This window comes from Caldicellulosiruptoraceae bacterium PP1 (assembly GCA_041320695.1).
Lineage (GTDB): Bacteria > Bacillota > Thermoanaerobacteria > Caldicellulosiruptorales > Caldicellulosiruptoraceae > JBGGOQ01.
The window spans coordinates 35,661-52,485 of sequence record JBGGOQ010000002.1; the positions used below are offsets into that span (position 1 = coordinate 35,661).

Here is a 16,825-nt window from a genome sequence, read left to right on the forward strand (position 1 = left end):
AAAATGGGAAAAGAAAAAAATGTTATTGAAAACTACAAATACGCAAAAGAGGCATATTCAAAATGGGGCATTGATACAGATAAAGTGATTGAAAAGCTAAAAGATATTTCAATATCAATTCAATGCTGGCAAGGCGATGATGTAACAGGTTTTGAGAATATTGGTGTAAATCTAAGTGGTGGCATACAGGTTACAGGTAATTATATAGGAAAAGCCAGAAATCCACAAGAATTAAGACAAGACCTTGATAAAGCTCTTTCTCTAATCCCTGGAAAGCACAAAGTAAACCTACATGCAATATATCTTGAATCAGATGGCGAAAAAGTTGATAGAAATGAAATAAAACCTGAACATTTTAAAAATTGGGTAAGTTGGGCTAAGGGAAAAGGTATTGGGCTTGATTTCAACCCTACATTTTTTTCACATCCAAAAAGTAGAGATGGTTTGACGCTAAGCCATCCAAAAAAAGAGATAAGGGACTTTTGGATTGAACATGGAAAGGCTTGTAGGAGAATAGGTGAATACTTTGGTAAAGAATTAAATAAAACATGTATAACAAATATATGGATACCAGATGGATACAAAGATACTCCAATTGACAGATTATCACCGAGAGAAAGATTAAAAGAGGCATTAGATGAAATACTAAAAGAGGAAATATCAAAAGAATACAATATTGACTCGGTTGAAAGTAAACTTTTTGGAATTGGATCAGAAAGCTATGTGGTAGGTTCGCATGAATTTTACATGGGTTATGCAATTAAAAACAATGTAATGCTTACACTTGATAGTGGACATTTTCATCCAACAGAATCAATAGCAGACAAGATATCATCTATTCTATGCTATATTGATAAAATCCTTTTGCATGTAAGTAGACCTGTAAGATGGGATAGCGACCATGTTGTTATATTTGATGATGAACTAAATGCCATTATGAGCCAAGTAGTAAGAGGGAATTTTGAGGATAGAGTATATATTGCACTTGATTATTTTGATGCAAGCATTAATAGAATTGCTGCTTGGGTAATTGGAGCAAGAAACACATTAAAAGCCTTACTAAGAGCATTATTAGAGCCAACAGAGCTACTAAAACAATATGAATTAGATGGTGATTTTACGTCAAGACTTGCACTATTAGAGGAATTTAAAACATATCCATTTTCAGCAGTATGGGACTATTACTGTTTAGAACAAGATGTTCCAATACAAGAAAAGTGGCTTGAAGAGGTCAAAAAATATGAGCAAGATGTTCTATCTAAAAGAGTATAATAAATGTATATAAATGTTAAAAATCTGATAGAAAGGGTGTAAAATTTACATGAAGTATATAGAACTAAGAGAGCAAATTTGTGATATTGGTAAAAGAATATACAACAAAGGCTTTGTTGCTGCAAATGATGGTAATATTTCCATAAGAATATCTGAAAATGAGGTTTTGTCTACCCCAACAGGTGTTAGCAAGGGATTTATGAAACCTGAGATGTTGATTATTACAGATATGCAAGGCAATTTAATTGAAGGTGAACTAAAACCAACATCAGAATTAAAAATGCATTTGCAGGTATACAGAGAAAGAGAAGATGTAAACTCAGTAGTTCATGCACATCCACCCTATGCAACAACATTTGCTGTATTAGGTAAACCACTTACAAAGCCTATAATGCCTGAGGCAATTTTATTCCTTGGCTATGTTCCTGTTGTAGAATATGGAACACCTTCAACAAAAGAGATACCAGAAAAACTTTCAAAGTATCTTCATGAATTTGATGCTTTTTTGCTTGAAAACCATGGGGCTTTGACAGTAGGAGAAAACTTAGAAAAGGCATATTTTAAAATGGAATCAATGGAGTTTTATGCACAAGTTCTTTATCTTTCTGAAAGTATTGGTAAGCCTCAAGAGATTTCCCAAGAGAATATAGACAAGTTAATTGAATTAAGAAAAAGCTTTAACATAAAAGGTAAATATCCTGGAATTTATAAGAAATAAAATGGGGTGAGAGATATGAGTATAAAAGTATGTAATTTAAAATGTGAATATAAAAAGAACCCTATTGGTATTGATACAAAAAATCCAAGGTTTTTCTGGCAAATTGAATCAGATAAACTAAATTGCTTACAAACTGCTTATCATATTATTGTATCAAGAGATATGAACTTTAATGATATTGTTTGGGACTCATCTAAAGTATACTCAGATGAGTCAATACATGTCGAATATAAAGGCAAAGAATTACAACCAAGAACAAGATACTATTATAAAGTAAAGGTATGGGATAATAACCAAAACCAATCAGAATGGAGCAATATAAGTTTTTTTGAAACAGGGCTTTTAGATAACAGTGCATGGATTGCTGAATGGATTACAGTAGATGAAAGCCATATAAATGTAGAATCATGTCCATACTTTAGAAAGGAATTTAAAACATCTAAGAAAGTCAGAAATGCAAGGGTTTATATAACTTCATGCGGATTATATGAACTTTATCTAAATGGTAAAAGGTGTGGTGATTATTATTTTACTCCAGGATGGACAAGTTACAAGAAAAGGGTGCAATATCAGACATATGATGTAACTGAGCTTATAAATGAGGAAAATGCAATAGGAGTTATTTTAGGGCCAGGCTGGTACAAAGGTAATATTGGTTTTGGTGGGCAAAGGAATTTTTATGGAGATAGATTAGCACTACTCTTTCAAATGCATATTGAATATCAAGATGGCACAGAAGATATAATTACCTCTGATAATACATGGAAGTATTCATTTGGTCCTATTCTACTTTCAGAAATATACCATGGTGAAAGGTATGATGCAAATCTTGAACTTATAGGTTGGGATAAAGTACATTATAATGATAGTACATGGGAATGTGCTAAGTTGTATAATTATCCTAAAAATCATATTATTGCACATGAAGGTGCTTTTGTTAGAAAGATTGAAGAGATAAAACCTGTTGAGTTTATTATAACTCCGAAAGGAGAAAGAGTTATTGATTTTGGTCAGAACATGGTTGGATGGGTTAGATTTAAAGCTACTGGTAATAAAGGGGATAAGGTTATTATTAAACATGCTGAGGTTTTAGACAAAGAAGGTAATTTTTACACCACTAATTTACGAAGTGCAAAACAAACCATAGAATATATTCTAAAAGGAGAAGATTATGAAGTATTTGAACCTCATTTTACTTTCCAAGGATTTAGATACATATTGTTAGAAGAATATCCAGGAGAAATTAATTTAGAAAACTTTACAGGAATAGTTCTACATTCAGATATGGAGGAAACAGGGTATTTTGAATGTTCTAATGACTATATAAATAAACTTCAACATAATATAAAATGGGGCCAGAAAGGTAACTTTTTAGATGTCCCAACTGATTGTCCACAGAGGGATGAAAGGCTTGGATGGGCAGGTGACTGCCAAGTATTTATTAATACTGCATGCTTTAATATGAATACTGCTTCATTCTTTACTAAGTGGCTTCATGATTTAAAAGCTGATCAACTTGCAAATGGTGGGATTCCGTATGTTATTCCTAATGTGCTCGAAGAAAGGGCACATTCTTCTGCAGCATGGGGAGATGCGGCAACAATTTGTCCTTGGACAATATATCTTTATTATGGAGATAAAAGACTACTTGAAGAACAATATGAAAGTATGAAAGCTTGGGTTGAATATATAAGAAATCAAGGCGATAATGAATACCTATGGAATACAGGTTTTCATTATGGAGATTGGTTAGGGCTTGATGCAAAGGAAGGGAGCTATATAGGAGCTACTCCAAAAGATTATATAGCAACAGCTTTTTATGCTTATTCTACTAAGATAGTTAGAGATGCTGCATTAATATTAGGGAAGGTAAATGAGGTCAGGGAATATAATAAACTGTTAAACAATATAGTAAATGAATTTAACAAAGAATTTGTTACACCAAATGGAAGACTTGCAGCTCCAACGCAAACAGCCCATGTTCTTGCCCTTATGTTTGATTTAGTTGATGATAAGATAAAACCAAGGATTGCTAAAACATTAAATGATATGATTGTCGAAAATGATTACCACTTGACTACCGGATTTGTTGGGACACCATATATTTGCCACGTACTTAGCGAATATGGATATCATGAAACAGCAGTTAAACTTCTATTGCAAGAAAGTTACCCATCATGGCTTTATCCAATTACAAAAGGAGCTACAACAATTTGGGAACATTGGGATGGAATAAAACCAGATGGTTCATTCTGGAGTGCAGATATGAACTCCTTTAATCATTATGCTTATGGATCTATTGGTGACTGGATGTATAAGGTTTTAGCTGGAATTAATTATGATGATATAAAACCGGCATTTAAGCATATTAAAATTAATCCTAAAAACAGCTTTAAGTATTTTTCGTATATAAAATCTTCTTACAAATCTCTATATGGAATAGTTAAAGTAAATTGGGAAGTCTTAGACCACAGTATAAAATTTTTCATTGAAATACCGGCAAATACATCTGCAGAAGTATTTTTACCTTTAGCTAAAATAGATACTTTATACAATGAGGAAAAAATACTTTTAAAAGATTTCTTTGGCAGTGAAATCTTCCAAGAAAATAATGGTGTAAGATTTAATATTGGGTCAGGTAAGTATTATTTTGAATACACTATAGATTAAAAAATATGCCTCTTTATTCATTTGATAATGCACAAAAATTGTGCTAAAATATCAATAATAAAGAGGCTATTTTTGTAAAATAAAAAAGGAGGTAATGTTATGGGTATAATGGAGATTTATCAAGCTGGTGTTAATTTGGGTGGTTGGATTTCACAGTATAGCAAGTTAGAACATGAACATTTTAAAAGCTTTATTACAAAAAAAGATATTGAGCAAATTGCATCATGGGGAATGGACCATGTAAGGATACCATTTGATTATCCTGTTGTTGAAGATGATGAAAAACCTTATGAATATAAAGAAGAAGGCTTTTTGTATATTGATAACTGTATTAGTTGGTGCAAAGAATATGGGCTTAATATTGTTCTTGATATGCACAAAGCTCCTGGATATAGTTTTGGAACTTTAGAAAGCAATACTTTATTTTCAGATGAAAGAATGCAAGATAGGTTTATTAAGCTATGGCAATTTATTGCTAAAAGGTATATAAATGAAAGAGATAATGTTATTTTTGAGTTATTAAATGAGGTAGTTGATTCTAATAGTGATAGGTGGAATAAATTAGCACAAAAGACTGTTGAGGCTATAAGAGAGATTGACAAAGATAGATATATTATTATTGGTGGAAATAATTATAACTCTGTATACGAGCTTAAAAATATCAATATATTAGATGATGACAAAATAATATATAACTTCCACTTCTATGAGCCATTTTTGTTTACACACCAAAAGGCTAGTTGGACAGAAATGACAAGACTTCTTAATCAAGAGCAACATTATCCAGGTAGATATGTTGGTATAAAAGAGTTTGCTGAAAAATATCCAAAATATGCTCATCTAAAAGAAATTGAGAATCAGATTATGGATATAAACCTACTTAAAAAACATCTTGAACCGGCTGTTGAATTTATGAAAAGTACAAACAAACCTTTATACTGTGGTGAATATGGAGCAATTGACCATGCACCTTTACAAAGTAGAATAAATTGGCATAAAGATATTGTAGAGCTACTAAAAGAACTTAAAATAGGTAGGGCTTGTTGGTCATATAAATCAATGAATTTTGCATTGGTTGATAAAGACAGCAAAGTTGTTTCAGAAGAGTTAATCAAAATTGTAAGTAATAAATAATAATGATTTTAAAGACGATTTTGTTACTTTTTGTAGCTTAATCGTCTTTTCTTTTTTATAACAAATTAATACAAAAAAAGAGTATTAATTGGTTAACATAAAGTTTAAAATGGGTATAAATATTTAAAAAGGCTTTTTATAAATTATAAATAATTGGGAGGGGTCTTTTTTTATGAAAAGAATTTTAATTGTTGATGATGCAGCATTTATTAGAGCATCATTGAGGCAACTTTTAGAGAAAAATGGTTTTGAAGTAGTCGGAGAGGCAAATGATGGTAATACTGGGGTATTAAAGTATTTTGAATTAAAACCTGATATTGTTCTTATGGATATAACAATGCCAAATATGAATGGTATTGATGCCATAAAAGAAATAAAAAAAGGTGACTCAAAAGCTAAGATAATTGTTGTTTCAGCAATGGGACAAGAATCGTTTGTGAAAGATGCAATATTGAGTGGAGCAATAAATTTTATAGTAAAGCCTTATAAAGAAGAACATTTAATTATGGCATTGAATAAAATCAATTAGATGTCTATAAATGTTTAAAAGGGGGACAGAGTATGACTTTTGGTATTTCTGACCCAATGTTTGAACTTTTTATTTCAGAAACAAATGAGCTTCTTACAGAGCTTGAACTTATATTAATATCAAATGAAGATAAAAGACAATTTAGCAAAGATGATATAGATAATATTTTTAGAATAATGCATACAATAAAAGGCTCTTCAGCCATGATGTCAATTAAAAGTATTTCAGAGACTGCACATCTTTTAGAGAGTTTATTTTCTTTACTAAGAGAAAGTAATTGTATTGACTATGATTGTTCGGAAATTTCAGATATTGTTCTTGAAGCAATTGATTACTTTAGAGCAGAGATAATCTCTATTCAGCAATGTAATGAACAAAAATTAAATCAATCATTAATAGAAAAAATTAACAATTCCTTTGAAAAATTAAAAAGCACCCCAAGAGAAAGCTCGGATAAAACAGGTATAAAAAAAGATAATGCCGATGATGAAAACTGTCTTACATATAGGGCTATTATTTATTTTGTAGATGATTGTGGCATGGAAAATATTAGAGCCTTTACTTTACTCAATAATATAAAGGATTTATTTAACATAAAATTATATAAACCATCAGATATTTTAGAAAATAACAATACTGCTGCAGAAATAAAGAAAAATGGATTTGAACTTATTTTTACAACAAATAAAAATGAGAAAGAAATTTATGATATTATTAATAGCAATTTATTTATAAAAAACATAAATATTCAAATAATGCAAGAAAAAAGTCAAAAATATTACTCTTATAATTCATTTAAACAAAACTTTATAAGTGTAAGTGTACACAAGCTTGATAAACTTTTGGATTTAGTTGGTGAGCTTGTAACAACAGAAGCAATGGTTATACAAAATGAAGATGTTCAAAGACTTGATAATAGAAATTTTCAAAAAGCAATAAATCAATTAAAAAAGATAACCAATGAGCTGCAAGATACTGTCATGTCTATTAGAATGGTTTCACTATCATATATTTTTCAACAAATGCAAAGAATTGTTAGAGATATGAGTAGAAAATTAAATAAAAAAGTAACTTTAGAAATTATTGGAGAAGAAACTGAAGTTGATAAAAATGTTATAGAAAATATATCAGATCCATTGATACACCTTATTAGAAATGCAGTTGATCATGGTATAGAAACGCCAGATCAAAGAATACAAAAAGGAAAAAATGAAACAGGTAAAATTACTTTAGAAGCCAAAACTATAGGTAACAATGTTTATATATTTGTGAAAGATGACGGAAGGGGGTTAGATAAAGAAAAAATTTTAAAAAAGGCTATATCGTTAGGTTTAATAAAAGACCAAAAGCAAGAGCTTACCGAAAAAGAAATTTATTCTTTTATATTCAAACCTGGTTTTACAACCAAAGATGAGGTAAGTGAGTTTTCTGGACGTGGAGTTGGTATGGATATTGTTTTGAAAGATTTAGAAAAGATTAATGGTTCAATTACCATAGAAAGCGAAAAGGATAAAGGAACAACATTCATTTTAAAGATACCTCTTACTTTAGCGATACTTAACTGTATGGCGGTAAATGTAGGTAATACAACATTTACAATACCTACCTCTTTTGTTGTTGAATGCTTTAGGCTAACAAAAGATAATTTGATAATTGACCCAGATGGAAATGAGTTTGTTTACATAAGAGGAAATGTTTATCCGCTTGTTAGAATAAATAAGCTTTTTTCTATAACTAATGCTGTTGAAGAAATTGACCAAGGTATAGTGATTATGGTTCAAAATGATGATAAAAACATTGCGATTTTTGTTGATAGATTAATTGGTGAACAACAAATAGTAGTAAAACCACTACCTAAATACTTGCACAATGTAAATAGACTTATGGGACTAAGTATTCTTGGAGATGGAACTGTAAGTTTAATTCTTGATATATCAAAACTTATATAAATCGGGGTGATTATATGTTTGATATGAATGAAGGCAACATAGAAAATATTGAAGATACCCAAAAAGATAAGTACCTGACTTTTTGTCTTGATAATGAAACATTTGGAATTGAGATAAGATTTGTATCAGAAATTATTAGCCTTCAGCCAATTACACCAATACCTGATGTTTCTTTGTATATAAAAGGTGTTATAAACTTGCGAGGCAAGATTATACCTGTTATTGATGTTCGTTTGAGATTTAACAAACAAGCAATTGAATATAATGATAGAACATGTATTATTGTTATTAATATTAAAGATATCTTTGTAGGCCTTATTGTTGATACTGTGTCTGAGGTATTAACTATACCACCACAGGATATAATTCAACCACATCAATATGGAAATTTAGCACATAGCAAATTTATTAAGTTTATTGGTAAAGTAGGCGATAATGTAAAGCTAATAGTCGATTGCGAAAAATTAGTAAATAATGAACTGGAGGAGATGCAAAATGAAGTGGTTCAATAATCTGAAAGTAGCAGTTAGACTTTTTATTACATTTGCCGTATTAAATTTATTTATAGTAATTATAGGGATTGTAACAATAAGTACAATTTTTAATATTGATAATAAACACGCATTAAATTATAAAGAATATGGTATATCTACTGGTTATATAAATAATGCTGCATACAATTTTGTTAGAATAAGAGTAAAATTAAGAGATTTGGTATTATTAGAAGATTTAAATTCCGTAAATACTATTATTTCTGATATAAATTTATATAATGAAGAAATGAATAAAAATTTAAATCTATTTAAAAATACAATTGCTAAAGGTTCTGACGATGAGCAACAATTTGAGAGCTTAATTCAACAAATTGAACAATATAATCAAGTGAAAGATGAAATAATTAATGCCATTACAATTAACAAAGATTTTAAAAAAGCAAAAACAATTATGTATGACAACAGAGTAAAAACTATTGCCTCTGAAACAGACAAAAAGTTTGAAAACTTAGCAAATAACAAAATACAAACAGGCAATAAAATAATAAAAGAAATATCCAAACAAATAAAAAATCAAACTATTGGTTTTGTTATTGCAATTTTAGTTATTGTCATTTTATCAATAATAATTTGTATACTTATTGCAGGTGGCTTATCAAAACCACTAACAAAATTAGTTGAAGTAGCAAATAAGATATCAAAAGGAGAAACAAATATCAATATTGATGTTAACACCAAAGATGAAATAGGTGTACTGTCAAATGCTTTCAAGAATATGGCTGAAACAATTAATAGATTAATTAATGAATTATCTAAACTTACTCAAGCTACCGAAGATGGTAATTTATCAAAGCGAGTTGATGCAAATCTATTTGAAGGAAGCTTTAAGGATATAATCAATGGAATAAATAATACATTAGATACTGTTATTGAACCAATTAAAGAGGTTTCATTTGTATTGGGAGAATTAGCAAACGGAAATCTCGACAAAAAAATATCTGGGAACTATAAAGGCGATTTGTCAATATTAAAAGATGCCACAAATAATATGGTAGACTCTTTGAAGTTATATATTTCCGAAATATCTAATGTTCTTGATAGTATTGCTGATAAAAACCTTAATGTTAGTATTAATATTAAATTTAAAGGAGAATTTATTAAAATAGAACAATCACTTACGCTTATTATCAATGCATTAAATGAAATTATAAATGAAATAAATAATTCAACTAATATAGTGAATCTTGGTGCAACGCAAGTTGCAGCAACTAGTCAGTCTTTAGCAAATGGAGCTACTGAACAAGCTGCTTCAATTGAAGAAATAAGTGCATCACTTGAGGAAATATCAAAAGGAACAAATAATACAGCCCAAAGAGCAAAGGAAGCAAATCATCTTGCTAAAATTGCCAATGAAAATGCGCAAAAAGGTTCAAACCATATGAAAGATATGATAAATGCAATGTATGAAATAAATAATTCATCAAATGATATTTCAAAAATAATTAAGGTTATAGATGAAATTGCATTCCAGACAAATATATTAGCTTTAAATGCTGCAGTAGAGGCAGCAAGGGCTGGGCAATATGGTAAAGGCTTTGCTGTTGTAGCTGAAGAAGTAAGAAACTTAGCACAACGTAGCTCTAATGCAGCAAAAGAAACTACAACCTTAATTGAAAATTCAATAGGTAAAGTGAAAGAGGGAACAAGAATTGCTGAAGAAACATCAAAAGCTTTAGGAGATATTGTTGAATCAGTAAATAAAGTGGCTGACATAATGGGACAAATTGATATGGCTTCACAACAGCAAGCTGCAGCAATAACTCAAATTAATCAAGCTATACAACAAGTAGCACAAGTAACACAATCCAATTCGGCAGCAGCACAAGAAGCAGCAGCTTCAAGCGAAGAACTTCAAAGTCAAGCAGAAGTTCTTTCAAATATTGTTTCTTCATTTAAAGTAAAGAAATAAATATATGAAAGTGAGGACGAAAGTTATAAATAATTCGTCCTCATTTTTTTTAGCTAAAATAAAGTGTAATTTTAAAATTGATATTGAATTCATAAATTTAAAATGCAATAAAGATAAACTACTTTTAATTTTAAATTAGTTGATTGGTATTATCAATTTTTATCAAGATTTATAGAATGATTTTCTAAATAGATTTTTTGTTGGTTTGAAGGAGTTCCTTTAGCTAATATTATCTCTTTTGCTGAAGATGGCAAATAAATGTCGCTACTTAAATCAACTTTAATACCCTTATAAAATGCAACAAAAATTCTAACAGAATCTGTTCCTATTTCAACACCATTTGTATTAGAATATAAATCTTTTAAATCCTTACATTTAAAGCTACTTACTACTGATTATGTAAAAGAATTGCTGCCTTTCATATATATTTCTTTAAGAAAGGCAGCCCATAATAAACTAATTAAACATTCTTAAAACTAATTAGAAAAACCTCTCATACCATAACCTTGCCCAGCACCACGACCTTGAGCAGCACCTCTACCATTACCCATTCCTCTACCTTGGTTTTGTCCACCACCATTGCCAAATATGCCATATCCATTTTGTGGCCTATTTGTATAACCTTGACCGTTACAGTTATCAATTCTTGATTTCATCTGAGCTTTTATTGCGTCTGCTTGTTCTTTTGTGATAACACCATCTTTAACTTTTTGGTCAACGTAAGCTGACTTTTCTTGGTATACAGTATCTTTAAATTTATCAGCTGTAACACCTTTCGATAGAGCTATTTCGTAAAATGTTTTTCCTTGTGCTTTTAAATCTAAAACCTCGTCTGTTTTAAGCCCGGTAAGTTTTGAAACAACTGATGCCATAAACTGTGCCCCATAACCTCTTGCTAAGTTTAGTCTTGTTGTGGTGGTAGAAGTAGTGTTGTTATTTGTGCTGGTTGCTGCAAAAACAGCTAAGTTTGCCACTAATACTAAAGTGGTAATTAATAATGCGATTTTTCTTTTCATTTTTAAACCCTCCAAAATTTAATTTGTTTTATGAGTTAAGTATATATTGGCTTTGTGATAGTTGTTTGTGAAATTTGTGTAGTTTTTGTGAAGTTAAAAAATTGAATTATAATCTGATAAAAAAAGGCACACACATAATATCATTAAATTATGGTGTGCCTTTTTTAAAACTAATTTTTCATTATTCATTTTTAATTCTATTTTCTGAAATCTCATTAGCAATTTTTATAATCTCAATATATCTTTTGAGTTCTTCCTCAAGATATTGACTAACAAGTGATATCATATCGGTTGGATCTTTATCTTTTTGATGGTAACTTATAAAACATTCATAGTAACGTTTACGATCACTATATTTAATATTGATAGGCGGAAAACCTTCTTTCATTAATTCAAGGTTTAATAATAGTCGTCCAGTTCTGCCATTACCATCAATAAAAGGATGTATAGATTCAAATTCTAAATGAAACAATGCTACACGTTCCACAACATGCAAAGATGACATTTGATGATATCTTGATATAAGTTGCTCCATTAATGAAGGTATAAGATAGGGTTGTGGTGGTGTGTAATCAGAACCCATGATTGTTACAGGAACACGACGGTAGAAACCTCTATCCTCTCTCCTATCCATTAAGACCAAGCTATGAATTTCTTTTATTATTTTTTCAGATAAAGTAACTTTCTTTTTTACTAATTCTTCTACATAAAGCCATGCTTCTTTATGGCCTATAGCTTCTAAATGGTCTTTAAGAGGTTTTTTATCAATTGTAATACCTTCCTTTATTACAAGAGCGGTTTCTTGAAGTGTTAATGTATTGCCTTCTATTGCGTTTGAATTATAAGTAAAATTAATTAAAAATTCCTCTCTTAATCTTAGTAATTCAGTTTCAGTAAGTGGTCTGTATGAATTTAACTCTTTGAAAAGTTCATCGATTTTTTTAAAAGTAGCTATTTTAGCTCCCTCATTTCTATTTTCATCTAAGATTTATTATAATGTATTAATACTGTAATTTCTATTATCTCATAGAGTAATTAATATTGTAATCTTAATATAAACTATTGGATAATTATTACTAATATATTTTTAAAGAAAGGTATAATTAAATTGACAAACTGCAATTATTGATATAATATTAATGCAAACGATAGCATTAAAAGGGGAGGATTTGATGAAAAGATATATTAAGCTTACTTTAATCATTATTTTATCAGCTTTATTCTTGAACTTATCAACAAACATAGTTTCAATTGCCCAACAACAAGAAAGACAAAAACAAGATGGCATGATTTTTTATGAAATTTTTGTAAGGTCATTTTACGACAGTAATGGTGATGGTATTGGGGATATCAATGGACTATCTGAAAAACTTTCTTATATAAAATCATTAGGTGTAAATGGAATATGGCTTATGCCAATATTCGAATCTCCAAGCTATCATGGATATGATGTTACAGATTACTATAAAATAAATCACGAATATGGAACAAACCAAGATTTTGTTAATTTCTTAAATAAGGCTCATAAGATGGGTATAAAAGTTATTATTGATTTAGTAATAAATCATACAAGTAGTCAGCATCCTTGGTTTGTAGATGCTTCAACAAATGTAAAAAGTAAATACAGAAACTATTATATATGGGCAGATAAAAATACAAATTTAAGTGAGCCTTCTCCTTTTGGGACTAAGCAATGGTATCAAAAGGGTGATAGTTATTATAATGCAATATTTTGGTCTGAGATGCCTGACTTAAATTTTGACAACAAAGATGTAAGAAATGAAATGAAAAAAATAGCAAAGTTTTGGTTGGATAAAGGAGTAGATGGATTTAGATTTGATGCTGCAATGCATATGTATCCACCAAGTAGAGAAAAGGATAATTTATCATGGTGGCAAGAATATACAGACTATTGTAGAAGTATAAAGAAAGACATATATCTTATAGGTGAGGTATGGGATAATTCTGAAAGAATAGCATCTTACATGAAGGTATTTGATTCTTGCTTTAACTTTACTTTAGCAAGCGATATTGTTGACGGTGTCAATTATGAATCTTCTTATAGTTTGCAAGAAAATTTACCACAGATTTATGAGTTTTATAAAAAATCAAACAAAAATTTTGTTGATGCTCCTTTTTTGACAAATCATGATATGAACAGAGTTTTTACTGTAATTAATAATAAAGATAAAATGAAATTAGCAGCAGCTTTATTATTAACTCTACCAGGCAATCCTTTTATCTATTATGGTGAAGAAATTGGTATGAAAGGTCAAAAACCAGATGAGTTTATACGAGAGCCATTTAAATGGTTTGATGTTACAGGTAAAGGACAGACTGCTTGGGAAATCAATCTTTATAACACAGGAATTTATACTGTTTCTGTTGAAAAACAAGAAAAGGATAAAAATTCACTACTTAATTTTTATAAAGATATGATAAGTTTTAGAAAAAGTAATTTACCTATTTTAAAAGGAGACTTTAAACTAATAAAAACATCTGAGAATTTATTTGCTTTTGTAAGGACATATAATGATAAAAATATGCTAATGATATTTAACTTTACTGATAAGAACATATCACAAAGTTTAACATTACCAAAAGAAATAAATATTAAAGGGTCATTATCAAAAGGGCAAGGATATATTTCATGGACTAAAGATAAGAAATTAAGTTTTAAATTAAAGCCATATTCATTTATGGTTGTAAAGTAAATAGTTTAAATTATACAAGAGGCTGCCATATTTTCTTTTTGGACAGCCTCTAAATTTTTATGCAAGTCGGCAAGAACACTCGTGACTTTAGTCATAAGATGAATTGCTGACATAATCTTTAAGAATAGTGATAAGCAAATTATTGGTATAAAATGGTTTTGTGATAGATAAATAAAGAATTTGTATAATTTATATGAAAATTAAAAATTTGAATGATATATAGTTTAGGATTAAAATTAAATTAATAATATCTATTTTGCAGGAGGAAACTTCTTTGAAAATATTGTTAGTTGAAGATGAAGAAAAAATCAGAAAGGTAATCAAATTATATCTTGAAAAAGAAGGATTTATTGTAGAAGAAGCAACTGATGGAATTGAGGCAATTGAAAAATTTAAACCTTCAACCTTCTCAGTTGTTATCCTTGATGTTATGCTACCTCAAAAAGATGGTTGGAGTGTTTTAAGAGAAATAAGAAAAAAAGATGATACTCCTGTTATTATGTTAACAGCTCGTGGGGAAGAAGATGATAAGATATTTGGATTTGATTTAGGGGCTGACGATTATGTTGTAAAACCTGCAAGCCCTAAAGAGATTGTTGCAAGAGTAAAGGCCATTTTAAAAAGAACAAAAAAAGATAAACAAAGTGAATTATTGTTTATTGATAAAGCTGCTCGAGAAGTTTATGTAAAAGGCAACAGGATAAATCTAACACAGAAAGAATATGAGCTTTTACTTTATCTTTATGAAAGACAAAATACTGCTTTATCACGAGAACAAATTCTTGATGCTGTATGGGGTTATGACTATTTTGGTGACCTTAGAACTGTTGATACACATATAAAAAACCTAAGGGAGAAGTTAGGGGAAATACGTGAATATATTGAAACAGTTAGAGGGTATGGATATAGATTTGAGGTGAAAAAATGAAGAAAATTAGCTTTAAGCTATTAATATATACAATGATTCTATTATTCTTACTTATGGCATTTAGTTTATTATTACAAGGTAATATTATTACAAATGCTTTTAAATCCAATCAAAAAGATAAAATGATTCAATATGCAAAAAATATAACAGATAAAATAAAGAATAATAGCGATTATCTATCCGAAGCACAAAATATTTCAAACATGATAGATGGTAGGGTATCAATATATGATTCAAACCAGAATTTGATAGCATCTTATGGTAGATTCATGTTTGGAAGGACAAGGAATATTGAAAATCAAATAATCTCAGATGTACTATCAGGGAAAACTATGTACCAGACAGATCAAAAAACATTTCAAGGAAGCACCATTGTTACTTTAGGGGTACCAATAATTAATAATAAAATACAAGGAGCTATATTTATTCATGTTCCTATACGCGATGTACAGAAGGATGTTCAAAATGTGAAAAACCAGATATTTATACTTTTCATCTTAGCATTACTTATTTCTATTATTGGTGCATATATATTAAGCAGTTTATTTACAAAACCAATACTTAAGATTAATAATGCTGCAAAAGCTATATCAAATGGGAACTATAATGTAAAAATTCATATAAAAAATAAAGACGAGATTGGAGAGCTTGCTAAAACTATTAATCAGATGGCTCAAGACCTTTTAACAACAGATAAATTAAAAAAGGATTTCATTGCTAATATAACACATGAATTAAGAACCCCATTAAGTATAATAAAAAGTTATGCAGAGGCAATTAATGATGGTATGTTAGATGAACAAGGTATTAAAGAATATTCTTATTCAATTATTGAGGAATCTGAACATCTAAACAGACTGGTAAATGAGATATTAGAACTTTCAAAGCTTCAATCAGGTGTTGTTCAAATAAAAGAACAGGATATTGAATTAAAAACACTTTTTTCTGAAATTATCAAAGATTTTAGCAAAATAAAAGGTAGTAGAGAAATTTTTTTAGAATCTGAAGATGTCAAATTAAAAGGAGATAAAGAGCTACTAAAAAGAGCATTTAGCAATATTATAATAAATGCAATTAACCATACAACTGATTCTGGAAAAATTAACATCAAAATTTATAAAGAAGATGGTAAAATTAAGGTATCAATAAAAGATGATGGGGAAGGTATTGATCCTAAAGATTTACCATATATTTTTGAAAGATTTTATAGAGCAAATAATAAGAAGGGTATTGGTGGACTGGGACTACCAATAGCCCAAGAGATAATAAAGATGCATAATGGGAATATTAATGTAATTAGTCAATTAGGGAAAGGGACTGAGCTTATAATTAACTTTTTTCATAAATAATAATATGAATAATTAACACAAAAAATTTTAATTTTATTTTAAATGATTATTCTTATAATAAACAAAACAAGAACTAAAAATAA

Annotated in this window: 13 protein-coding genes; 11 read left to right on the forward strand and 2 right to left on the reverse strand. The window is 29.2% G+C overall.

Going from position 1 to position 16,825, the window contains the following annotated elements; translation table 11 throughout:
* The first annotated feature begins 3 nt into the window (after positions 1-3).
* The 8 genes from ACAG39_03975 (at position 4) to ACAG39_04010 (ending at position 10,735) form a co-directional block, all read left to right on the forward strand.
* The gene (locus tag ACAG39_03975) at positions 4-1,272 is read left to right on the forward strand and encodes an L-rhamnose isomerase (protein ID MEZ0536395.1); all 1,269 of its coding nucleotides are present in this window, start codon (positions 4-6) and stop codon (positions 1,270-1,272) included.
* 49 nt (positions 1,273-1,321) lie between these two features.
* Positions 1,322-1,990, forward strand: coding sequence for a class II aldolase/adducin family protein (locus tag ACAG39_03980; GenBank protein ID MEZ0536396.1), 669 nt, complete (start codon positions 1,322-1,324; stop codon positions 1,988-1,990).
* 15 nt (positions 1,991-2,005) lie between these two features.
* Positions 2,006-4,660 carry a family 78 glycoside hydrolase catalytic domain gene (locus tag ACAG39_03985; GenBank protein MEZ0536397.1) on the forward strand — a complete coding sequence of 885 codons (2,655 nt, stop codon included), beginning with the start codon at positions 2,006-2,008 and terminating at the stop codon, positions 4,658-4,660.
* Between the two features lie 99 nt (positions 4,661-4,759).
* Positions 4,760-5,794 (forward strand): glycoside hydrolase family 5 protein, encoded by a 1,035-nt coding sequence (locus ACAG39_03990; GenBank protein MEZ0536398.1) that lies wholly within the window; start codon positions 4,760-4,762, stop codon positions 5,792-5,794.
* 172 nt (positions 5,795-5,966) lie between these two features.
* On the forward strand, positions 5,967-6,323 hold the full coding sequence (locus tag ACAG39_03995) for a response regulator (GenBank protein MEZ0536399.1): 357 nt from the start codon (positions 5,967-5,969) through the stop codon (positions 6,321-6,323).
* Between the two features lie 32 nt (positions 6,324-6,355).
* On the forward strand, positions 6,356-8,272 hold the full coding sequence (locus ACAG39_04000) for a chemotaxis protein CheW (GenBank protein MEZ0536400.1): 1,917 nt from the start codon (positions 6,356-6,358) through the stop codon (positions 8,270-8,272).
* 14 nt (positions 8,273-8,286) lie between these two features.
* Complete coding sequence (locus ACAG39_04005; GenBank protein ID MEZ0536401.1) at positions 8,287-8,784, forward strand: chemotaxis protein CheW; 498 nt, start codon at positions 8,287-8,289, stop codon at positions 8,782-8,784.
* Positions 8,768-10,735: a methyl-accepting chemotaxis protein gene (locus ACAG39_04010; GenBank protein ID MEZ0536402.1), complete on the forward strand. Its 1,968-nt coding sequence runs from the start codon at positions 8,768-8,770 to the stop codon at positions 10,733-10,735. The genes ACAG39_04005 and ACAG39_04010 overlap by 17 nt, the downstream gene beginning before the upstream one ends.
* A 476-nt stretch (positions 10,736-11,211) precedes the next feature.
* On the opposite strand, the gene ACAG39_04015 is transcribed toward ACAG39_04010, so the two are convergent.
* Both ACAG39_04015 and ACAG39_04020 read right to left on the reverse strand, forming a co-directional pair.
* The gene (locus tag ACAG39_04015; protein ID MEZ0536403.1) at positions 11,212-11,751 is read right to left on the reverse strand and encodes a hypothetical protein; all 540 of its coding nucleotides are present in this window, start codon (positions 11,749-11,751) and stop codon (positions 11,212-11,214) included.
* A gap of 181 nt (positions 11,752-11,932) precedes the next feature.
* Positions 11,933-12,706 carry a Fic family protein gene (locus ACAG39_04020; GenBank protein MEZ0536404.1) on the reverse strand — a complete coding sequence of 258 codons (774 nt, stop codon included), beginning with the start codon at positions 12,704-12,706 and terminating at the stop codon, positions 11,933-11,935.
* A gap of 217 nt (positions 12,707-12,923) precedes the next feature.
* On the opposite strand from ACAG39_04020, the gene ACAG39_04025 reads away from it, so the two are divergent.
* The 3 genes from ACAG39_04025 (at position 12,924) to ACAG39_04035 (ending at position 16,742) form a co-directional block, all read left to right on the forward strand.
* Positions 12,924-14,465, forward strand: a complete 1,542-nt coding sequence (locus ACAG39_04025) for an alpha-amylase family glycosyl hydrolase (GenBank protein ID MEZ0536405.1) — start codon at positions 12,924-12,926, stop codon at positions 14,463-14,465.
* A 274-nt stretch (positions 14,466-14,739) separates the two neighbouring features.
* Positions 14,740-15,393: a response regulator transcription factor gene (locus tag ACAG39_04030; protein MEZ0536406.1), complete on the forward strand. Its 654-nt coding sequence runs from the start codon at positions 14,740-14,742 to the stop codon at positions 15,391-15,393.
* Positions 15,390-16,742: an ATP-binding protein gene (locus ACAG39_04035; protein ID MEZ0536407.1), complete on the forward strand. Its 1,353-nt coding sequence runs from the start codon at positions 15,390-15,392 to the stop codon at positions 16,740-16,742. Before ACAG39_04030 ends, ACAG39_04035 begins: the two co-directional genes overlap by 4 nt.
* Positions 16,743-16,825 lie beyond the last annotated feature (83 nt).